This is a genomic window from Sphingomonas sp. IC081 (assembly GCF_006874585.1).
GTDB lineage: Bacteria > Pseudomonadota > Alphaproteobacteria > Sphingomonadales > Sphingomonadaceae > Novosphingobium.
In genome coordinates this window covers 2,434,818-2,455,578 of record NZ_CP029761.1, presented here as the reverse complement: position 1 = coordinate 2,455,578, position 20,761 = coordinate 2,434,818, and the positions used below count along the sequence as shown (strand labels likewise).

Genomic DNA, 20,761 nt, shown 5'->3' with positions numbered 1-20,761 from the left:
ATGTCCGGCTCGTCACATTCCGACCGTCGCTATGCTCCGGCTGCGATGCGTAATCGCGATCCCATTCTGGCCGTGCTGCGCGAGGTGCTACCCACGTCGGGCACTGTACTCGAGATCGCTGCAGGGACTGGCGAACATGCGGTCTATTTCTCTCGATTTTTGGCGGGAATCTTCTGGAAACCGAGCGATCCTGACGCCAATGCCCGTGCTTCTATCGCCGCATGGCGCGAGGCGGAGGGGCTGCACAACCTGATGGTCCCGATTGCTCTTGATGCAGCGGCTGCGCAGTGGCCGCTGGAGAGCGCTGATGCGTTGGTCTGCATCAACATGATCCACATCAGCCCATGGTCGGCAACGCTTGGATTGATGGCAGGCGCGGGGCGCCTCTTGTCTCAGGGCGCTCCGCTGGTACTCTACGGTGTTGATTGCCACTGAGATGTGACCCGGGGGGCGTATAAATTACCATTGAGAATTGACCCATGTTTCCCTCGCCTCCGGCTGCCAGTCGGAGGGTCGTGGAGTGATCGACATGGACTTACTCAGTGTGATCCGCCGGTGGCATTTCCGGCAGAAGATCTCCATTCGGGAGATCAAGAGGCGGACCGGCCTGTCCCGCAATACCATCCGCAAATATCTGCGTTCTGACGCGATTGAGCCGAGCTTCAAGGTTCCGATCCGGCCGAGCAAGCTCGACCCTTACGCCGAGAAGCTGACGGCCTGGTTGCGAGTGGAATCCAAGAAGTCCCGTAAACAAAGGCGGACTGCCAAGCAGTTGCATGCTGATCTGGTCGAGCTGGGATACGATGGCTCTTATAACCGGGTTGCCGCTTTTGCCCGACGATGGCGGACCGAGCTGCAATATGAGCAGCAGACCAGCGGGCGTGGAACATTCGTGCCCCTGGTTTTCCAGCCTGGCGAGGCGTTCCAGTTCGACTGGAGCGAGGACTATGCCGTACTGGATGGCAAGCCCACGAAGCTGCAGGTCGCTCATACCAAACTGGCGCATAGCCGCGCCTTCATCGTCCGCGCCTATCTGCTCCAGACCCATGAGATGCTGTTCGACGCGCTGACGCAGGCGTTCCGAGTGCTGGGCGGCGTGCCCCAGCGTGGGATCTTCGATAATATGAGGACCGCTGTCGACAAGATCGGGACCGGGAAGGCGCGGCAGGTCAACGCAAGATTTGCCGCCATGGCCAGCCACTATCTGTTCGAGACGGATTTCTGCAATCCGGCTTCTGGTTGGGAGAAGGGTCAGGTCGAGAAGAACGTCCAGGACGCTCGGCGCCGGTTGTGGCAACCGATGCCCAGTTTCCCTGGCCTGGCTGAGCTGAACGCCTGGCTGGAAGAGCAATGCATCGTCCAATGGAGCGATATCCAGCATGGCGTCATGCCCGGCACGGTGGCCGATGCGCATGCCGAGGAAGTTTCCTGCCTGATGCCGCTGGGCCGGCCCTTCGATGGCTTTGTCGAGCAGATCAAGCGCGTGTCGCCGACCTGCCTCATCGCCTTTGACCGCAACCGCTACTCGGTACCTGCCTCCTTCGCGAACCGACCGGTCAGCCTGCGGATCTACCCTGATCGTCTGGTCATAGCGGCCGAAGGCCAGATCGTGTGCGAACATGCCCGGCTCATCGAGCGCTCTCATCACAAGCCGGGACGCACAATCTATGACTGGCGGCATTATCTGGCGGTAATCCAGCGCAAGCCCGGCGCCTTGCGTAATGGCGCTCCCTTCCTCGAGATGCCCGAAGCCTTCCGGCAGTTACAGGGCCATCTGCTCAAGCGCCCTGGTGGCGACAGGGAGATGGTCGAGATACTTTCTCTCGTTCTGCATCACGACGAACAGGCTGTGTTGAGCGCGGTCGAGTTGGCTTTGGGGGCCGGTGTCGCCACCAAGACTCACGTTCTCAACGTGTTACATCGCCTCATCGACGGCAAGGCGCCTCCAGCTTCGCCGATCGATGCGCCTCAAGCCCTGCGCCTGACGCAGGAGCCCGAGGCCAATGTCGTTCGCTATGACAGGCTGAGGGATATCCGCCATGCGTCATGACCCCGCCAGCGCCGCGGTCGTCGTCATGCTGCGCAGCCTCAAGATGTTCGGCATGGCTCAGGCCGCCGACGAACTGATCGAGCAGGGCGCGCCTGCCTTCGATGCTGCCGTGCCGATGCTCGCTGGACTCCTGAAGGCAGAGATGGCCGAACGCGAGGTCAGGTCCATCGCCTATCAAATCAAGGCGGCCCGCTTCCCGGCCTATAAGGATCTGGCTGGCTTCGACTTTGCTGCCAGCGAGATCAACGAAGCCCTCGTCCGCCAGCTTCATCAGGGCGACTTCATGGAAAACGCCGACAATGTCGTGCTGATTGGCGGGCCCGGAACCGGCAAGAGCCATATCGCAACTGCGCTGGGCGTCCAGGCCGTCGAGCATCACCGCAAGAAGGTCCGCTTCTTCTCCACGGTCGATTTGGTCAATGCGCTTGAGCAGGAAAAGACCATGAACCGATCCGGCCAGCTGGCAGAACGCCTGCTACGTCTCGACCTGCTCATCCTCGACGAGCTGGGTTATCTGCCCTTCAGCCCATCGGGCGGAGCCATGCTCTTCCATCTGCTCAGCAAGCTGTACGAGCGCACCAGCGTCGTCATCACCACCAACCTAAGCTTCAGCGAATGGGCTGGCGTGTTCGGCGATGCCAAGATGACCACCGCGTTGCTCGATCGGCTAACCCACCACTGCCACATCCTGGAAACCGGAAACGACAGCTTCCGCTTCCGTGCCAGCACCGCTGCGCCAAAAGCCAGAAAGGAGAAGCCAGCATCTTGAACCTGCCAGGATACGGCAGCACATAACCCATACCCACCCGGGTCAATTCTCAATGGAAACCCTGGGTCACATCTCAGTGGCAATCAACAACTCTACGGCCCCTATCGCCGGGAAGGTCATGCAATCGAACCGGGAAATGCCGCGTTTGATGAGGACCTGAAGCGCCGCAATCCGGGATGGGGGCTGCGCTGTCTGGAAGATGTCGCCAAAGTGGCGGTTGGGCATGGGCTTGCCCTTGACCGGGTGGTCGAGATGCCCGCCAATAACCTGACGGTGGTCTTCAGGAGGTGCTGAAGCTGCTACGCGTCTTACGGGGTGTCAGGACGAGCTGTCCTGCCCCGCGCAGCAGGAAAAAGACCGTGAAGGCACTCCACAGCCCGGCATTGCCAAGCGGGTGGAGCAACCAGAGCAGCAAGGTATAGCCCGCCAGCGCCAAGGCCATCGTGCCCAGCATAGCCCGTGTCCAGCCGGTTCCGACAAATACGCCGTCGAGGACGAACGACGTAAAGCTGGCCAGCGGCAAGACGGCGAGCCATGGTACATAAGTCGCACTTCGAGCCGCGACTGCAGGGTCGGTGGTGAAGCGCGCGGCAAGAACTTCACCTCCTGCCGCGTAAGCAAGAGTCATGGCCAATGCGGCAGCGCCGGCCCACAGCATCGATGAGCGGACGGCTTTGTCGAAGCGTGTGCGCTCGCGGGCTCCGAGTGCTTCGCCGCAGAGGACTTGTGCTGCGCTCTCGAAGCCATCAAGGATCAGTGCGGCCAGCATGAAGAGTTGGAACAGGATGCCGTTGGCCGCCAATGTCACTGGCCCATCCTGAGCGCCACTCCGTGCAAACAGCAGCATTGCGGCGGTCAGGAGCAGCGTCCGCAGGAACAGGTCGCGATTGAGGGCGAACAGGGCTGCCAGTTCGCGGCGGCGCCATGTCGTTCGCGCCGCGAACGATGTGAGTACGCCTCGCCCGTCCGAACGGCGCAGCACCAGAATGCCGAGCACTATAAACTTGAAGCATTCGGAAGTGAGCGTGGCAATAGCAACCCCGGCTACTCCCCAGTGGGCAAGCAGAACCAGCAGCATGTCGAGTGCGATATGCACCAGGTTGGCGGCCACTTCGACGACCAGCACGTGACGCACCAGGCGTTGGCCGATCAGCCATCCAACCAACGCGCAATTGCCCAGCCATAAGGGGGCGGCCCAGTAGCGGATGGCGATGTAGTGCCGCGCGCTTTCGCGAAGGGACTCTTTGGCGCCTAGCAGGTCAAGGCCAAAAGGGATCGCGAGCGGCATCGCGAGCAGCAGGACGGTGCCGATGCCGAGTGCGACTGCAAGAGCGCGGGCAAGGGTTTCTGCTTGTGCATGCGTGGTACCCCGGCCAGCACCTTGCGCGGTTAGCGCAACGGTGCTCGTGCGCAGGAAGTTGAACACGTTGAGCAGTGCCATCATGAACTTGGCGCCCAGTTCTACAGCACCTTGCGCGGGAGCGTCGCCAAGGCGTCCAATCGCCCACATGTCTGCTAGCCCGAACAGCGCCGTTGCCACGTTGGTGAGCATCGCGGGCAAGGCTATCGACCATAAGAGGCGGGTCTGCGATGCCGAATTGAAGGAAGGACTACGCAAGCGGGGAACCCGGTGTCTGGTGATTGGCTTTCGTCAGTCCGCCTAACTGACCATGTTGCGTATCGCAATCATCCCGAACACGGCGGCTACGCCAGCCGCGAAGCCAGGGGCGACGTCGTGGGGACCAGAGAGCGGCGCGGTGCAGCCACCGATGGCATATAGACCTGAAATCGGTGTTCCATCGATCCTTGTCACGCGTGCGAAAGGATCAACGGTAACGCCGCCGCATGTTCCTAGACTTTCTGCCCTGAGCGGCACGGCATAGAACGGTCCTCGTGAAATCGGTCCCATGCAGGGGTTGGGGGCATGAGCGGGGTCTCCGTGATAGCGGTCGTAGGATGATGCGCCTTTCCCGAAATCGTCGTCAATGCCGCGGCCCGCCATGACGTTCCAGCGGTTGATCGTGGCCTCCAGTCCGGTAGGATCGATCCCGCATTCGCGGGCGAGCGCATCGAGCGTTGCTGCGCGGACGAGGCTGCCGTCTTGCAGGCGTTGCCGGGGAATGCGCCCCGGTGCGATCGGTCCGAAGCGATAGCGAGAGCGGTGGCGAGCATCGAAGATCGCCCATGCCGCGGGAGAGGCGTCCGAGGCTTTTTCCAGAGCGAGGCTCGCGCTGCCTACTTCCATCGGAGGGGCGGCCTCGTCGACGAAACGACGTCCGTCACGTCCGACAATGATTAAATGAGGCTTGCCCAGAGCAGTCAGCACGGTGGTTGCGGGGCGCGCCTGTTCGGAAGCAAGCCTGAGGAAGCGCCAGTCCTCGTTCATCCAGCCCGTGCCCGCGCCGAGGCCGAGCATCCCTGTAACGGCGTCGCCGTCGGCGCTCGGTAACGGCGAGGGTTGGGGAATGCGTCCAGTGGCGATCACTACACCATGACGTACATGGACCCGGCGATGCCAACTGTCGCAATCGATCATCGCGCCGCAGACACGGCCGTTGTTATATTCCAGTGACAGCAGCGCGGTGCGCGTACTGATTCTGGCGCCAAGTTGGAGTGCAGCAAGCAAAAGCCGTGCCTGCAAGGCGGCTCCGGCAGACAGCAGTTTCTGCGCCCGAACTCGGGCTGCCAGACTGCGCCAACGCAGTCTGGCAGCCCCGATGCGTCCGTCCCATGTGGATTCGGTGCGACCGAGCCGCGCCCATTCCGATGCACGGGCGGGGATCGGGTAACTTTGCGGTCGAATGCGACGTTTCCAGGTTCCGAGCTTTTCGGCGTCGATCACTTCGGTTTCAACGGCTCGTCCGGTGGCATGGCCGCCTGGGAGCGTATCGTAATGGTCGGGGTAGCCTTCGCACAGGTGCAGCGGAATGTTGCGGGATTCATAGAGCGCTACGAGCGGTGCGACGCCGTCGACAAAGGCCGCGCGCCGTTCGGGGCAGGACGAGGGATCGCCATCATCCACGAAGTTGGCAAGATAATCGAGTGCGGCCCGGCGCGAATCGGGCACTTTTTCGCGCAACATAAGCGGGCTGTTTGGCAGCCAGAGCATGCCGTTGGAGGCGGAGGAGGGCCCGCCGATCAGCAAGTCCTGTTCGACCACGAGAGCTTCCAGGCCAGCCATGCGGGCGGCAATGGCGGAGGTTAGGCCACCGATCCCGCTTCCCACGATTAGAACGTCGCACTCGATGTCGGGCATGTGCTTCGGTCCAGTCGGGCCGCCACGGCACAAGGCCGCGGGGCGAATCACGGATGGTCAATCGTGGCCATGTGGCCGCGAATCACCGGCGGGGTTCGCTAATGCACAAGATTTATACGTTTTATGCTGCGGCTGCGTAAGGTTACTTAGGCCTTAGACGCAAAAAACACTTGCGCCTCCAGTCGGAAAATTCGCGTAAACCACGAACTTAACGGACTGGAGGCGCAAATCGAACTTTACATTGCGTCTATCGGAGCAAATGTTGCACTTGCGAAGATTCGGCGCGCCGGAAAGGATTTTAATCCCCCCGGCGCGCTCTCTCCCAACACCGGCAAGGCCGAAAAGGCCTTTCGCTGACTACCTTGCAACATCTTTTGCCATTCGAAAAGCGCGAATTTGTTCTGGAGGTGCAACTTCTTGTGATGTTTGTCTGTGGTGTGTCCCTTAGGCATCGTTGCGTGGCTGGTGCCCCGGAAATCGCGTAATTATCTTCATCCCCGTGGAAAGTGGCCATGACAGGTCGCGTCAAGGGACTGCTGGAAACTTGTAAAAACCAATTTCGCGGGATCAGCCGACTCGCCTGTCAGCTGGCCAACGACCCTATTCCTAGAGGCTGCTCAGGGCTATTCAGTTTCCGTTGGTCGGAGATGGATCGATCTCTATCCCTCTGAGCGCTCTACGGGGCAGGGACTGGACCTTGTGCGATCCAATCCCCGAGCGTCGTGTCGAATTACCAGACCAACGGCACTTCTTCTGGCCCGATTACGCCGCCTGGTCGGTACTCTATTTGGGTGCCGGGCTTGAGGCCGAAGTCGGGAATGCGCCTCAGCCATTCCTGAAGCGCGATCTTCACTTCCAGGCGGGCCAGGTGTCCGCCCATGCAGCTGTGCACGCCAACCGTGAAGGCGAGGGTTGTCTTGCGCGGGCGGTCGAAGTCTACCGTCAGAGGATCGGGGAAGACATCGGGGTCGAAGTTGCATGCGGGCAGGATGAAGGTCACGCGGTCGCCCTTCTTGAGCTGCACGCCGCGCATTTCATAGTCCTGATCAAGGACGCGGCCCGAGAATGTGACGGACCATCGCCGCAACAGTTCTTCTACCACCTTGTCGATGTCCTGCGGGCGATCGATGATTTCCTGGCGCTTTTCCGGGTTCTGCGCAAGCCATGCCCAGACGTTGTTGAGCGTTGCGAACACGGTGTCCAGCCCGCCGATGAACAGGAAGCAGACGAAGCCGAAGATCTCCTTTTCGGATAGCGGCACGCCGCCCGGTTCTGCATGGGCAATCAGGCTTACCACGCCTTGATCGGGGTGCGCCTTCTTCTCGGCGATGGCTTCCTTGAGATAGGCAGTGATGTTCTGCATTGCCTGGCCCATGATCGCGCGGTCGTTCGAGTGGAGCAGATCCATCGCCCAGGACACGAACGTGTCGCGCATGTCCTGCGGCAGACCCATGATGTCGAGGAATACCGAAACCGGTAGCGGTCGGCCGAAATCTTCGGTGAACTCGCATGTTCCTCCGGCTGCGACCTTGGCCTCGATCTCGTCGATCAGGTCGTTGGCGCGCTGGCGGATTTGCTCCTCCAGCTTGAGCACGCCCTGGGGGCTGAATACCGGGTCGACGATGTTGCGATACTTGCGGTGGTGCGGCGGATCGATCTCGATCGGGATGAAGTAGAAATAGTCGTTTGGATCACGCGGAAACGGCGTGGCCCCCTCGTTCGAGAAGATTTCCGGATGGCGCAGGCCGAACAGGGCATCTTCGTGGCGGGTGAAATGCCACATGTTGCCCATCGGGCTGACGTCGTAATAGATCGGCGGCTGCTTATCATGCAGCGCGGCCATGAAATCGTGCGGAGCGGCGAGAAATTCCGGTCCGAAGGTAAGGCCTACCTGGCGAACCAGGTCGGCGGGGACATGATCGGGCACCTGATCCATGCCGACGTGGCGCGGAAAGCTGGGCGGAACCGGATTGGCGGCGTCGATAGGCATCGGCTCTCTCCCGCTTAGAACTGGTGTTCGGGAAGGTGGACGACAAGCCCGTCGAGCGCCTCGGTGACGACCATCTGGCAGGACAGGCGGCTGGAGGGTTTTACTTCGCTGGCTGCGGATTCGAGCAGTTCCTCCTCGGCCTGCGAGGAGGGGCCGCCAACCGCCGCGGTCCAGTCCGCGTCGACATAGCAGTGACAGGTGGCGCAAGACAGGCCGCCGCCGCATTCGCCGGTGATCCCTTCGACCCCGTTGTAAAGTGCGCCGCGCATGACGTTTTCGCCGGCATCGACCTCTACGGTCGTCGCGTGGCCGGTATGGTCGACATAAGTGACCTTGGGCATCGGAACTCTCCTGATTTCCTGTCTTCGCGCCTTTATGAGAACGCTGTTCTCGACATTTTTAGCGTGAGGGTGGTGATCGAGTCAATCGATACGGGAGCGGACGAGCCAAGGCATCGCAGGACGGGCTGGACCCGTGATGGGAGACGCGATACGCGATTGATCGATGGCTACGACGAAATCCAATCTCGCCTTGTCCGCTGCATCTGATGAAGGCGATGAAGATCGCTCCCAGAAGCTCATCGCGGCGGCACACGAATTGCTTGACGAAGCAGGACTGGAAGGCCTGACGATCCGCGCGGTGCTGGCACGCACGGGGCTTGCGCGCAGAGCCTTCTATGAGCGTTTCCAAAGCAAGGACGATCTTGTTCTCGCGGTTTTCGATACCACGTTGCGTTCGGCCGCGCGGGCATTCGAAGCGATGACCAAGCCGGAAGTGGGGTCGGCGCAGGCGCTTGAGGGAATCGTCCGTGGCATTGTCGTTGGCCAGGCGCAGTTTCAGGGCAAGTCGCAGGACCGGTCTTCAGTTGCGGCGCAAGGCATGCCGGTTGGCGGAGCTCACTTGCGCAGTGCGGCGCTCAGCCGGGAGCATTTGCGGTTGGCGCAGCAGCGTCCCGCTGAATTGAAGGCCGCGCTTCAGCCCTTGCTGGATTTAATGGCGGGGCATATCGGCAAGGGGATGGCCGCTGGGGTCTTCCGGCAGGCCGATCCGCAGTTGCAGGCGCGGCTTATCTACAACCTCGTTTCGACGACGGTGCACACGCTCTTGCTCGAAGAGGAAGGCCGGGCGCCCGATCGAGCCGAGCGCGAGGCACTTGCGCAAGCGATCTGGTCGTTCTGTTTGCGGGCGATTGCGGCGTAAGACGACTTCAGGCCGGCTCGACCATCCGGAGCAGGCGCTCGATGTCCGCGGGACGGGCCAGGTCCGTGCCTGCGCGCAGGACCGCCGCCGACCCGGCGGCAAGGCCGATCCGAAAGGCAGTGAGGTCATCGTCGCCCCGGCACAGGGCGTGGACCATCGCGGCAACAAAGCTGTCACCGGCGCCGACGGCACTGGCAGCGTCGATCTTGAGCGCGGGAAGATAGGTGGTGCCCCCGGCATTGGCGAGCAGTGCGCCTTCATGGCCCATGGTGACGGCAACGAGCCGGACCTTGCCGGTGGACACGATATCCATCGCCGCGGTTCCGATTTCTTCGAGGTTGTCGAGCGTACGACCTGTGTACTGCGCCAGTTCACCGATGCTGGGCTTGACCAGCGCCAAGTCACCTTGCGCGATGCCTGCTGCCAGCGCCTCGCCCGAGGTGTCGAGCACCATCTCGATGCCCCGCGGCGCGAGCAGGCGGGTGACCCGGGCGTAGAAGTCTGTCGGTACGCCGGGGGGGAGGGAACCGCTCATGACCATGACGTCGCAATCTGCTTCGGCGAGCAGGTCCAGGCAGCGGCCCCACTCGGCCTCGCTGACATGGGGGCCGGCGGGAGTGAAGCGGAATTCCTTGCCGGTGTCGTGTTCGAGAATGTCGGCGGCGATACGCGTCGGGCCCTCGATCGTGATGCGTGTGCGGACCAGTTGATGCAGGTCGATCAGGCCGTCGAGCGCGGGGCCGGTGGCACCACCGGACAGGTAATAGCATCGCGCGTTGCCGCCGAGTCGTACGAAGACCCGCGCGACATTGATGCCGCCGCCCCCAGGTGCGTAGTGTTCGTTGTCGGTGCGCATCTTGTGCGTGTGGCGGACTTTGCCGACGTTGTAGGAGACGTCGATCGTCGGGTTCATGGTTAGCGTGGCGATGCTTTTCATCGGGCGGCTCCAAGAGGGGGCGTTTATGAGTTTACGACCTAAGTGACGGAAAACATGCCCGTCATTGGCGACAGCCGTCAAGCTGTGCGGTCGGAGGCTTGTCGGGTCAAGCGGCGTTGCAGGCGCGGGGAAGCAGGCTCTGGAAATCAACCATCGCTGCCGGGCCCGGCTTGCCGAACAGGAAGCCCTGGCCCTGGGTGCAGCCTTCGCTGCGCAAGTATTCGCGCTCCATCTCGCGCTCGATACCTTCGGCCACCACGGTCACGCCCAGACTGCGGCCAAGTCCGATGACCGCGCGGATCACCGCGCGCGAATTGGCCTCGCGCTGGAGGTTCAGGATGAACGACTTGTCGATCTTGATCTTGGTGAAGGGGTAGTTGAGCAGATAGCTGAGCGACGAATAGCCGGTACCGAAATCGTCGAGCGAGATGCCGATGCCGAAGGCCCGCAAGTTGCGGATGATCGCAGCCGGGCGGGGGCCGCGCTCCATCAGCACGGCCTCGGTGATTTCCAGTTCGAGCCGCTCGGCGACAAGGCCCGAGGAGGAGAGCGCATTGATCACGGTGCTGAGCAGATTGCCGTTGCGGAACTGCAGGGGCGAGACATTGACCGAAAGCCGGACATGCTGCGGCCAGGACATCGCCTCGCGGCAGGCGGAATTGAGTACGAAGCGGCCGACCTGATCGATCAGCCCCAGTTCTTCCGCAAGCGGGATGAAAACTTCGGGCGATACATGCCCGCGTTCGGCGTGGTGCCAGCGCAGCAGGGCCTCGCAGCATTCGATCTGCCCGGTCTCGAGATTCACGAGTGGCTGGTAGTGGACTTCCAGGTCGCCGTCCTGCACGGCCTTGCGCAAGTCCTTCTCGAGCCGGCTCTTGGCCTGAGCCGCCTCGTCCATGCGCAGTTCGAAACTGCGGCAGGTACCGCGTCGTTCGGCCTTGGCCGCATAGAGCGCAAGGTCTGCGTAGCGCATCAGGGTTTGTGAATCGGAACTGTCGTAAGGCGCTACCGAGAAGCCGATGGTCGCGCCGATGTGCAGCATGTTGCCGTGGATGAAGAACGGTTCGCTGAGGGCGGTGATAATGGACTTGGCGACGAGTTCGGCCTGGGTCTGGCTGGCGCGGCGGAAGATGATCGCGAATTCATCACCGCCGATGCGGCACAGCAGGGCGCCTGGCGGGATCAGTTCGCGCATGCGGCGGGCCGCGTCGGTCAGCAGCATGTCGCCGAAGTGATGGCCGTATGTGTCGTTCACCGCCTTGAAGTGATCGAGGTCTACCAGCGCAAGGGTGACCGTGTTGGCCGGTGACGCTTCTTCGAGCACGGCGCTCAGGTATTCGCGGCAGTGCGGGCGGTTGGCGAGGCCGGTCAGTTCGTCGTGACGCGCCATGTGCGCCATGCGCTGTTCGATGCGGCGGCGTTCGGTGACGTCGACGATCGAGACGATGGTGACGGGTTCGTCTTCCATGTGCGAAAGGCGCGTCGATACCATGGCTTCGACGTTCGTGCCGTCACGGCGTCTCAGTGGCCAGCATGAATCCCCTTCGGGGCAATCGCTGGCCAAGAGGGCCATGGCGCTGTCGCGGTCGGCGCGGGAGAACAGGCATTCGGCGTCCAGGCCGGCCATCTCGTCGGCGCCGTAGCGGAACAAGCGGCACGCCGCCTCATTGGCGGAACGGATAAGCCCAGTCGCGGCGTCGTAGACCAGCATTGCCAGCGGGTTCTGCTCGAACAGCAGGCGAAAGGCTTCCTCGCGCCGGCGGATGTCGGTGATGTCGACGCGGATGCCGATCGTGCCGCCGCTTTCGGTCTTGCGCTCTTCGATCAGGATGCAACGGCCATTGGAAAGGCGCTGTTCGTGGCGGCAGTCGGACTGGCGCAACATCTCGATGCGGCGGGCCAGCCATTCCTCTTCCTGCCCGATCGCTTCGGGATAATCGCCGCGGGCCACGCCGATCCGCAGGGTGTCGCCCAGCTTTGCGCCGGGTTGCAGCAGATCGGCCGAGCGGCAGTAGATTTCCGCATAGCGGCGATTCCAGAGAATGTAGCGGTCTTCCTCATCGAGGATGACGATACCCTGGGGCATGGCTTCGATCGCGTCGCGCAGCAGTCTTTCGGCGCGTGAAGCGGCGGAAAGAGCCGCTGCGAGCGATTCGTGCGTGAGCGCTACCGACGGATCATCCGCCGGTTTCCTTGCTTCCCGTTCGAAATCGTCCCCAAGAATCAAGATGGTGCCCCCAAAGCTGGCAACCGGGGGATACTAGGCAAGGCGTTAATTTTCTTGTCAATGTTACATGCGACAGGCTGAGGCCCTCGTGCCGCGGGCACTCAGTTGCTGGTTGCGCTTGCCGTTCGTGCTGGTTCCGAGGCGTCTTCGCATTCGCGCGGCGGAGCGGCCGGCCGTCCGAACAGGTAGCCCTGAGCCTCGTCGCAGCCTTCATCGCGCAGCACGGCCAGCTGCTTTTCGGTTTCGACCCCTTCGGCCAGAACCGGGATCTGCAGGCTGCGGCCGAGCGCCAGTACGGCGCGGATGATGGCGCGGGCCTGATTGCTGTGTTCGGCGCGCGACATGAAGGATTTGTCGATCTTGATCTTGTCGAAGGGGAAGGAGTGCAGGGTGTCGAGCGAGGAATAGCCGGTGCCGAAGTCGTCAATGGCGACGCTTACGCCCATGCTCTTGATCTGGCGCAGGCAGTGCAGGGCGCGCAGCTTGTCGGAGATGATCGCGGTTTCGGTGATCTCCAGTTCCAGCCGGCTGGGGGAAAGACCCGTTTCGACCAGAATCTCGCGCAGTGTCTCGACCAGCCCGGGCTGGAGGAATTGCACCGGGGACAGGTTGACCGCGATCTTGATTGCACTCGGCCATTTGCGGGCTTCGCGGCAGGCCTCGCGAAGCACCCATTCGCCGATGCGGATGATCTCGCCGTTTTCCTCGGCGATCGGAATGAAATCATCGGGGGGCACCAGGCCATGGGCGGGGTGATGCCAACGCAGTAGCGCTTCGTAGGCGCTCAATTGGCCGGTGTGGAGCGAGCGTTGCGGTTGGTACAATAGCGAGAGTTCGCCGCGGTCCACCGCATGGCGCAAGTCGGCGGCCAATTGCCGGCGCTGGCGGGCGGTTTCGTCCATGCCGTGCTCGAAGAAACAGACGCTTTCGCCGAGTGTTGCCTTGGCCCGGTACATGGCAAGATCGGCGTTGTTGAGAAGGGTCTCGCGATCGGTCCCGTCGTTCGGGTAGATCGCGATGCCGATGCTGCCGTCCACCACAAAATGGTGTTCGCTGTCACCTATCGGCGCGATGATGGCATTGCGCAGACGCGCGAGGAAGTCGTTCAGTTCGCTGCGGTTGGCGAACATCTTGCAAGCAGCGAACTCGTCACCACCGAGGCGAGCGACCGCTTCTCCTTCGCCAAGCATTTCGCCAAGCCGCTGGGCTATCGACTGGAGCACGAGATCGCCCGCCGCGTGGCCCTGCGAATCGTTGATTTCCTTGAAGCGGTCCAGGTCCACGCCAATGACGGCGAGCTGCTTTTTCTGCGGTGCCGCTACCGCCAGAAGTTCATCCAATAGCATGGCAAAGCGCGTACGGTTCGGCAGGCCGGTCAGCGGATCGTGCAAGGCCATGTGCGCGATCTTGGCCTCCGATTTGCGCTGTTCGGTGATGTCGTCGCAGGTCGTGACCCAGCCGCCTTCGGGCAAGGCGCGGTTGGCCACCGAGATCACATGGTTCTCTCCGAAGTCCGCGATTATAGGGGGGCTTCCGGTATCGGCCAGGGTTTCCTCGAGGATGTCCTTCATGTTCTGGAGGACCTGTGAACCGGCCTGCTCGCCTCCCAGGTTCATGAAGCCGCTGGCGATCAGCGCGGTTAAATCGGTGCCGTTGCGGCAATCGTCTTCTTCGAGTGACCAGATCTCCCGGAAACGACGGTTGCACAGGACGACGCGCTGGTCTGCGTCGAAGAGGCACAGCCCCTGGAGCATGTTTTCGAGCGCAGTGTCGAGATGGCGCGAGGTTTCCGCGATCAGTGCCTGGGCTTCGCGGAACGGGGTGATGTTGTGCATCACGAAGGAAAAGCCCAGTTCCTCGCCCGATGGTGCAAGCAGCTTTTCCACCGTGCCATGGGCCCAGAAGCGCGAGCCGTCCTGTCTCAGGCATTCACCCGTGCCAGAATGAAGGCCGTTTTCGCGGGCCTGGGCAAGCAGGAAATCGGGCAGGCCCGCAGTCCGATCCTCTTCGGTGAACAGGCGCGCGATCGGCAGGCCGATCATTTCCTGCGCGTTGTATCCGGTCAGTCGCTTGGCCCCGAGATTCCATTGCGAGATGCGACCGTCGTGGTCGAGCATGCAGATCGCATAGTCGGAAATCGTCTTGACCAACTGCGAGAAGCGACGCTCGCTTTCATCCAAGGCGTTACGGGCGATACGATTGACGCTTTGGGTGGTCATGCCGAGCGCGAAGATGCCCAGGATCAGCATGCTGATCCATGCGGTCAGAACGGTGGGGCTGATGGCGATGCCTGAGGCGCGTGGACGCGCCGGGATCAGGGTGATGGCGGCCATCGCCGTGAAATGAAGCAGCAGCACGCCAGCGACGAGGCAGAGGGCGGCGCCAACCGGAGCCCAGATCCCTTTCCCGTGAACGGCAAGTCGCAGGCCGGGAAACCATAGCAATGTGGGCAGGAGGATGGATAGTGCCACCATGTCGGGGCGCCAGACGATTCGGGCGGGGATTTCGAGCGCGGCCGTACCGATGTAATGCATGGCCGCGATTCCGCCGCCCAGCACCAAGGCTGCGGCGAACCCGTGCAACGTCCGGTGGCTGGCTAGAGACAGCCGCATGGCCAGCGGCGTGGTTGCGAGTGCGACGACCAGCGACAGCAGGGTCAGGTCGAGCCGGAACGCGAGTGCTTGCATGCCGGTATAGGCGAGCAGGGCCACGAAATGGGTCGCCCAGGTGCCAAAGCCGAAAGCGACGCCGGCCAATGTTGCCCAGTTGTGCCGCGTTGCGCCGTTCTCGCAGCGGGCCTGGCGCATGAGCATGACGCCGGTCGCCGCCGCCATCGTGCAGACCAGCGCGGCCAGCAGCAGTGCGCCGGGACGGTGCTGATCGCGCAGGCACAGGAAGATGTCGCCGATCCCGGCAAAAGGCAGGGGTTCCATCCTGGAAGTCCTGAGCGATGGCTACTTGCAGGGCGGCTAAACCGGCCATGAGGGCTTCTCCGGGGCGCCATGAAAAAGCCCGCCGCACACAGGGTGCGGCGGGCGGACTTTCCTCCCCAGGAAAGGTCTTGAGTGGCCCCGTCCAGCCTTGGGGCGAGCGGGGTTTCGGCAATCGGGCGTCACTCCCGCTTGCCGGCAGTCTTCTTGATCAGGCTTCTTGTGATCAGCGCCGTGTGGCGCTGCCGAGCCTGTGGTAGAGGTTCGAGTATTGCGAGGAGATCGGGTCATCCTCGTGGGCGCGCATGTAGAAAAGCACGGCTTCCTGCAGCAGCTTGAAATCCTGGTTCGAAAGCACCGCGCGGGCGCGGGCCGGTTCGGTGGTCATGGTGGTCATTGTACCTTCCTTTCCTTGCTTCACTGGGGCTTTCCCCCGCCGCCCGGGGACTGTCCCCGGGCGTTCTTCGAAGTTCGTTTCCCCGCCCTGTCCGGCGGCAAATCGGCTGCCTTCGCTGCCTCAGGCAGCAAACTGGTTCATCGTGTTGTGGGCGCCGCCCGCCTTGAGTGCGGCTTCCTTGGCGAAGTATTCCTTGTGGTCGTCGCCGATGTCGGAGCCGGCCATGTTCTGGTGCTTCACGCAGGCGATGCCCTGGCGGATCTCCTGGCGCTGGACGCCCTTGACGTAGCCGAGCATGCCCGCTTCGCCGAAGTATTCCCTCGCCAGATTGTCGGTCGAGAGCGCGGCGGTGTGGTAGGTCGGCAGCGTGATGAGGTGGTGGAAGATGCCCGCCTCGCGCGCCGCGTCCTTCTGGAAGGTGCGGATGCGCTCGTCGGCCTCTGCCGCCAGGTCGGTGGCGTCGTAGTCCACGCTCATCAGCCTTGCCCGGTCGTACTGGCTCATGTCGCGTCCTTCCTCGGCCCACTTGTCGAAGACCTGCTGGCGGAAATTGAGCGTCCAGTTGAAGCTGGGCGAGTTGTTGTAGACCAGCTTGGCGTTCGGGATCACCTCGCGGATGCGGCTGACCATGCCGCCGATCTGGCCGATGTGGGGCTTCTCGGTCTCGATCCAGAGCAGGTCCGCGCCGTTCTGAAGGGCATGGATGCAGTCGAGCACGCAGCGGTCCTCGCCGGTTCCCGAACGGAACTGGAAGAGGTTGCTGGGCAGGCGCTTGGGGCGCATCAGCTTGCCGTCGCGGCTGATCAGCACGTCGCCGTGGCCGAGGTTCCCCGCTTCGACCTGGTCGCAGTCGAGGAAGGCATTGTACTGGTCGCCGATGTCGCCGGCCTCGCGGGTATAGGCGATCTGCTTGGTGAGCCCGGCGCCGAGCGAATCGGTGCGCGCCACGATCAGCCCTTCGTCGACCCCCAGTTCCATGAAGGCGTAGCGGACCGCGCGGATCTTCGCGATGAAGTCCTCGTGCGGGACGGTGACCTTGCCGTCCTGGTGGCCGCACTGCTTCTCGTCCGAGACCTGGTTCTCGATCTGGATGCAGCAGGCACCTGCCTCGATGAACTTCTTGGCGAGGAGGTACGTTGCCTCCGCGTTGCCGAAGCCTGCGTCGATGTCGGCGACGATCGGCACGACGTGCGTTTCGTGGTTATCGATGGCATGTTCGAGGCGCTTGGCCTCGACCTCGTCGCCGGCCTCGCGGGCCTTGTCGAGATCGCGGAACATCATGCCCAGCTCGCGCGCGTCGGCCTGGCGCAGGAAGGTGTAGAGCTCCTCGATCAGCGCGGGCACCGAGGTTTTCTCGTGCATCGACTGGTCGGGAAGTGGCCCGAACTCGCTGCGCAGCGCCGCGACCATCCAGCCCGAGAGGTAGAGGTAGCGGCCCTTGGTGGTGCCGAAGTGCTTCTTGATGGAAATCATCTTCTGCTGGCCGATGAAGCCGTGCCAGCAGCCCAGCGACTGCGTGTAGTTGGCCGGGTCGAGATCGTAGGCAGCCATGTCCTGGCGCATGATGCGCGCGGTGTAGCGGGCGATGTCGAGGCCGGTCCTGAAGCGGTTCTGGTGGCGCATGCGGGCGACCGATTCGGCCTCGATCCCGTTCCAGTTCGGCTCGGTTCCGATGGTCTTTCCGGCTTCGATGATCTTGCTCTGATAGGTCACTTTGCCAATTCCCCGTTGGAAGAATGTTGCTGGGCTATGACCTGCAGGTAGTCGAAAGTTTTTCGTGCCGGAATGTGCTCCGAAGTCCGGTTGTAAAACTTTACAGATATTCCTTGTAAAGATGTGTGGTCGTGACAAAGTGTGCCGACGATGGCGGAAACACGACCTCTTTATCTGGGCCCGCGCTTGCGGCGCCTGCGCCGCGAACTGGGGCTTACACAGCAGGCGATGGCGGACGATCTGGAGATCTCGCCCAGCTACGTTGCCTTGCTGGAACGCAACCAGCGACCGGTCACGGCGGACATGCTGCTGCGGCTGGCGCGGACCTATCGGCTGGATATCGCCGACATCGCCGGGGACGATGGTGAAGACTATGCCCGCCGCGTTGCAGATATCCTGCGTGATCCCTTGTTTGCGGACATCGACTTGCCTTCGCTGGAAGTGGCCGATCTGGCGATGAGCTTCCCGGGCATCTCCGAGGCGCTCCTGCGGCTTCATGGGGCCTATACCCGCGAAAGCCAGGCCCTGGCCGAACAGCGCGCGTCTGGCCCGGTCGCAGAGGAAAACGAGCCGGTGCGCGAGGCACAGCGGTTCCTTGGGGCTTCGCGCAACTATTTCCACGGCATCGACGTGCGGGCGGAAGAACTGGCCGGTGAAATCGAGCAGGCCGGCGGCGCCACGGCATGGCTTGCCGCCAAGGGCGTGCGCGTGCGTTTCCTGCCGCCCGACGTCATGGTCGATTCGCTGAGGCGGTTCGACCGGCATAACCAGCAACTCCTGATCGACGATACGCTTGGCGCTTCGAGCAGGGCATTCCAGATCGCCACGCACATCGCGCATACGGCGATGCGCAGCGATATCGTGGCGGTGGTGCGCGCGGCCGCCTTCGCACAAACCACCACGGCGACCTTGGTGCGCCGGGCACTGGCGGGCTATGCGGCAGCGGCGATCCTCATGCCTTATGCAAGGTTTGCCCGCGCAGCGGAGGCACGGCGCTACGATGTCGAGGCTCTCTGCGGACTGTTCGGCACCAGCTTCGAGCAGGTCGCCCATCGCCTCACCACCCTGCACCGTCCGGGGGAGGAGCGGGTGCCGTTCTTTTTCCTGCGCGTGGACGAGGCCGGCAACGTCTCGAAGCGGCTGGACGGCGCGGGTTTTCCTTTCGCCGCGCATGGTGGTGGTTGCCCCTTGTGGTCGGTGCATCAGGTGTTCCGCTGGCCGGGCGAGGTGCATACGCAGTGGCTGGAACTGCCGGACGGTCAGCGCTTTTTCTCGGTCGCTCGCACCGTCGTTTCGGGGGAGGGGCGGCATGGGCGGATGAAGGTCACGCGGGCCGTGGCGCTGGCCTGCGCGGCGGAGGAGGCGGGCAAGCTTGTCTATGCGGCGGGCGGTGAAGCGAGCGTCACGCCGATCGGCGTTACCTGCCGCCTGTGTCAGCGCGCCGATTGCGCCGCCCGTTCGGTGCCGCCGATCGGGCGCGACGTGCTCGCTGACGACTATCGCCGCGCCGCGCAGCCTTACACGTTTGCTGAAAGCTGAAATTCTCAGTTTCGAATTTCCAAACGCGCATGCGGCAAGTTCGTCCGGGCGATGGCACGCTGCGCATGCTTGCGAGGATGCTGCGCTCGGCGCAGCATCGGGGCTTCAGGATCGTGCTCGGGCAAGAGGGTGAAGGCATTGGGCAGCGACGGCGCGCCGGGTTCAGCCCGGACATTCCCCGAACTGATCCGCTCCGCCGCTGCCGTGTATGGCGATGCGCTGGCGATCACGCTGGAGACGGAAACGGGCAGCGAAAGCGCCACGTTCGGGGAACTGGATCGCCGGTCTGCAGAACTCGCGCGCGGTTTGCTGGCGCGGGGCGCCGGGAAGGGCACGCGTGTCGGGTTCATCTTCGGCAATGGTCCCGGTTTTGCCGTGGTGATGGCCGCCATCGCTCGCATCGGCGCGGTTGCGGTGCCGATCAGCACGATGCTGCGTGCCGGCGAACTGGTGCGCGTATTACGCCAGAGCGATGTGCAGGGACTGATTGTCCAACGGACTGTTCTCGGCAACGATCTTGTGGCGCGGCTTGTCGATGCGTTGCCGGAGCTGGATGGTCAACTTTGGGGTGCATTGCGTCTGCCGCGTGTGCCGTACTTGCGCTGGATCGTCTCCAGCGGCGCAGGCTTGCCCCTTGCCGTGGCACCGATTGCCTGGCTCACCCAAGTCGATGCGGGCGCGCAAGTCCTGCGCGAGGTCGAAGCCGAAGTGCATCCGACGGACCAGATGATCGAGATCTACACATCCGGCTCGACGGCGTTGCCCAAGGGCGTGCGTCATGTTCACGGTGCGGTGATGGCGCGCAGTCACTGGCTTGCAGGGATGCTGGGTGTGCAAGCGGGGCAGCAGCGCCCGGCGCCATTGCCGATGTTCTGGGTGGGCGGGTTGATGCTGGCGCTGCTGCCCGGCTGGGTGCGCGGCGCGACCACGGTTTGCCGCGAGCGGACACTCAGCAACAGCCGCTTCGCGATGGGATCGGTACTGGCCGAGGAAGACCTCGAAAGGATCCGGGGCGCGCAGCCCTGGTGGGGGCTCGGCATGAGCGAGACCCTGGGGCCTTACGGTTGGGGGGACGTTTTCCGCGCGCCGGGCCGTCCGGTCTGCGCGCCGATGGACCACTTTGCTCCGGGGTACGAGATCCGCATCGTCGATGAGCGCGGCCGGCCGGTGGCCAACGGCGAAGTGGGGGAAATGCAGGTGCGTGGCGCTGCCGTTGCCCCGGCTCTCCACAAGATCGACCCGGCCGAGCATTACACGCCGGATGGCTATTTGCGCACCGGCGACCTTTGCCTTGTCGAAGAGCGCGACGAGGACGGTGCCGATGGGCGCCGCGTCCATTTTGTCGGCCGGGGCGGGGATATGATCAAGGTGTCCGGATCGAACGTCGCGCCTGCTGAGGTGGAGATGGAACTGCAAGCGTTGGATGGCGTGCACAGCGCCTATGTCGTCGGCCTGCCGGATCGCGAGCGGGGGGCGCTGCTGGTGGCGGCACTTGTTCCGCGCGACGGGGCGATGCTCGACCTGCCTGCCATCGAGACGCGGATGAAGGCCAGTCTTTCGTCTTACAAAGTGCCGCGCGCGTGGGTCGAGCTTACCCGCGACGAAGTGCCGCTCCTGCATTCCAACAAGGTCGCCCGCCGCGAAATCGCGCGGATCGTCGCGGAGCGCCTGGCGGAGGGACAGTCCTTGTCCATTAGCGGCTCGGGCAGCCGAAACTGAATTTCGAACATCAAATTCTGTCATCACCCGCGGC

General features: G+C 63.1%; 16 protein-coding genes. 7 read left to right on the top strand and 9 right to left on the bottom strand.

Going from position 1 to position 20,761, the window contains the following annotated elements:
* The 4 genes from DM450_RS11730 (at position 1) to DM450_RS11715 (ending at position 3,113) form a co-directional block, all read left to right on the top strand.
* Positions 1-435, top strand: coding sequence for a DUF938 domain-containing protein (locus DM450_RS11730; RefSeq protein ID WP_142634998.1), 435 nt, complete (start codon positions 1-3; stop codon positions 433-435).
* Between the two features lie 94 nt (positions 436-529).
* The gene (gene istA, locus DM450_RS11725; protein WP_142637815.1) at positions 530-2,050 is read left to right on the top strand and encodes an IS21 family transposase; all 1,521 of its coding nucleotides are present in this window, start codon (positions 530-532) and stop codon (positions 2,048-2,050) included.
* The gene (gene istB / locus DM450_RS11720) at positions 2,040-2,819 is read left to right on the top strand and encodes an IS21-like element helper ATPase IstB (protein ID WP_132470100.1); all 780 of its coding nucleotides are present in this window, start codon (positions 2,040-2,042) and stop codon (positions 2,817-2,819) included. Before istA ends, istB begins: the two co-directional genes overlap by 11 nt.
* Before the next feature lie 45 nt (positions 2,820-2,864).
* Positions 2,865-3,113 (top strand): DUF938 domain-containing protein, encoded by a 249-nt coding sequence (locus DM450_RS11715; protein WP_142637813.1) that lies wholly within the window; start codon positions 2,865-2,867, stop codon positions 3,111-3,113.
* Here the strand turns inward: DM450_RS11715 and DM450_RS11710 are convergent.
* The 4 genes from DM450_RS11710 to DM450_RS11695 all read right to left on the bottom strand — a co-directional run bounded on the left by DM450_RS11710 (position 3,100) and on the right by DM450_RS11695 (position 8,406).
* Positions 3,100-4,371: an MATE family efflux transporter gene (locus tag DM450_RS11710; protein ID WP_142637812.1), complete on the bottom strand. Its 1,272-nt coding sequence runs from the start codon at positions 4,369-4,371 to the stop codon at positions 3,100-3,102. The genes DM450_RS11715 and DM450_RS11710 overlap by 14 nt on opposite strands.
* Positions 4,372-4,479: 108 nt before the next feature.
* Complete coding sequence (locus DM450_RS11705; protein ID WP_142634996.1) at positions 4,480-6,075, bottom strand: FAD-dependent oxidoreductase; 1,596 nt, start codon at positions 6,073-6,075, stop codon at positions 4,480-4,482.
* A 730-nt stretch (positions 6,076-6,805) separates the two neighbouring features.
* Positions 6,806-8,065, bottom strand: a complete 1,260-nt coding sequence (locus DM450_RS11700) for a cytochrome P450 (RefSeq protein ID WP_142634994.1) — start codon at positions 8,063-8,065, stop codon at positions 6,806-6,808.
* A 14-nt stretch (positions 8,066-8,079) separates the two neighbouring features.
* Entirely contained in the window at positions 8,080-8,406 is a 327-nt protein-coding gene (locus DM450_RS11695; RefSeq protein ID WP_142634992.1) for a 2Fe-2S iron-sulfur cluster-binding protein, read from the bottom strand.
* 163 nt (positions 8,407-8,569) lie between these two features.
* On the opposite strand from DM450_RS11695, the gene DM450_RS11690 reads away from it, so the two are divergent.
* Positions 8,570-9,265, top strand: a complete 696-nt coding sequence (locus DM450_RS11690) for a TetR/AcrR family transcriptional regulator (RefSeq protein WP_142634989.1) — start codon at positions 8,570-8,572, stop codon at positions 9,263-9,265.
* A gap of 7 nt (positions 9,266-9,272) precedes the next feature.
* On the opposite strand, the gene DM450_RS11685 is transcribed toward DM450_RS11690, so the two are convergent.
* The 5 genes from DM450_RS11685 to DM450_RS11670 form a co-directional block, all read right to left on the bottom strand.
* Complete coding sequence (locus DM450_RS11685) at positions 9,273-10,202, bottom strand: 1-phosphofructokinase family hexose kinase (protein WP_142634987.1); 930 nt, start codon at positions 10,200-10,202, stop codon at positions 9,273-9,275.
* A gap of 106 nt (positions 10,203-10,308) precedes the next feature.
* Positions 10,309-12,429: a putative bifunctional diguanylate cyclase/phosphodiesterase gene (locus tag DM450_RS11680; protein WP_242526063.1), complete on the bottom strand. Its 2,121-nt coding sequence runs from the start codon at positions 12,427-12,429 to the stop codon at positions 10,309-10,311.
* Positions 12,430-12,530: 101 nt separating this feature from the next.
* Positions 12,531-15,362, bottom strand: coding sequence for an EAL domain-containing protein (locus tag DM450_RS11675; protein ID WP_260609816.1), 2,832 nt, complete (start codon positions 15,360-15,362; stop codon positions 12,531-12,533).
* A gap of 223 nt (positions 15,363-15,585) precedes the next feature.
* Complete coding sequence (locus DM450_RS25835) at positions 15,586-15,756, bottom strand: hypothetical protein (protein ID WP_185928596.1); 171 nt, start codon at positions 15,754-15,756, stop codon at positions 15,586-15,588.
* A gap of 120 nt (positions 15,757-15,876) precedes the next feature.
* On the bottom strand, positions 15,877-17,469 hold the full coding sequence (locus DM450_RS11670; protein WP_142634985.1) for an isocitrate lyase: 1,593 nt from the start codon (positions 17,467-17,469) through the stop codon (positions 15,877-15,879).
* A gap of 150 nt (positions 17,470-17,619) precedes the next feature.
* Between DM450_RS11670 and DM450_RS11665 the strand changes: the two genes are divergently transcribed.
* Together DM450_RS11665 and DM450_RS11660 are read left to right on the top strand one after the other, a co-directional pair.
* Positions 17,620-19,008: a short-chain fatty acyl-CoA regulator family protein gene (locus DM450_RS11665; RefSeq protein WP_142634984.1), complete on the top strand. Its 1,389-nt coding sequence runs from the start codon at positions 17,620-17,622 to the stop codon at positions 19,006-19,008.
* Between the two features lie 129 nt (positions 19,009-19,137).
* Positions 19,138-20,727: a class I adenylate-forming enzyme family protein gene (locus tag DM450_RS11660; protein WP_185928595.1), complete on the top strand. Its 1,590-nt coding sequence runs from the start codon at positions 19,138-19,140 to the stop codon at positions 20,725-20,727.
* The last annotated feature ends 34 nt before the right edge of the window (positions 20,728-20,761 follow it).

Coding starts and splice junctions, on each gene's coding strand:
- DM450_RS11730 (WP_142634998.1), top strand. CDS start 1: ATGTCCGGCTCGTCACATTCCGACCGTCGCTATGCTCCGGCTGCGATG.
- istA (WP_142637815.1), top strand. CDS start 530: ATGGACTTACTCAGTGTGATCCGCCGGTGGCATTTCCGGCAGAAGATC.
- istB (WP_132470100.1), top strand. CDS start 2,040: ATGCGTCATGACCCCGCCAGCGCCGCGGTCGTCGTCATGCTGCGCAGC.
- DM450_RS11710 (WP_142637812.1), bottom strand. CDS start 4,371: ATGCTCACCAACGTGGCAACGGCGCTGTTCGGGCTAGCAGACATGTGG.
- DM450_RS11705 (WP_142634996.1), bottom strand. CDS start 6,075: ATGCCCGACATCGAGTGCGACGTTCTAATCGTGGGAAGCGGGATCGGT.
- DM450_RS11700 (WP_142634994.1), bottom strand. CDS start 8,065: ATGCCTATCGACGCCGCCAATCCGGTTCCGCCCAGCTTTCCGCGCCAC.
- DM450_RS11695 (WP_142634992.1), bottom strand. CDS start 8,406: ATGCCCAAGGTCACTTATGTCGACCATACCGGCCACGCGACGACCGTA.
- DM450_RS11690 (WP_142634989.1), top strand. CDS start 8,570: ATGGCTACGACGAAATCCAATCTCGCCTTGTCCGCTGCATCTGATGAA.
- DM450_RS11685 (WP_142634987.1), bottom strand. CDS start 10,202: ATGAAAAGCATCGCCACGCTAACCATGAACCCGACGATCGACGTCTCC.
- DM450_RS11675 (WP_260609816.1), bottom strand. CDS start 15,362: ATGGAACCCCTGCCTTTTGCCGGGATCGGCGACATCTTCCTGTGCCTG.
- DM450_RS25835 (WP_185928596.1), bottom strand. CDS start 15,756: ATGACCACCATGACCACCGAACCGGCCCGCGCCCGCGCGGTGCTTTCG.
- DM450_RS11665 (WP_142634984.1), top strand. CDS start 17,620: ATGGCGGAAACACGACCTCTTTATCTGGGCCCGCGCTTGCGGCGCCTG.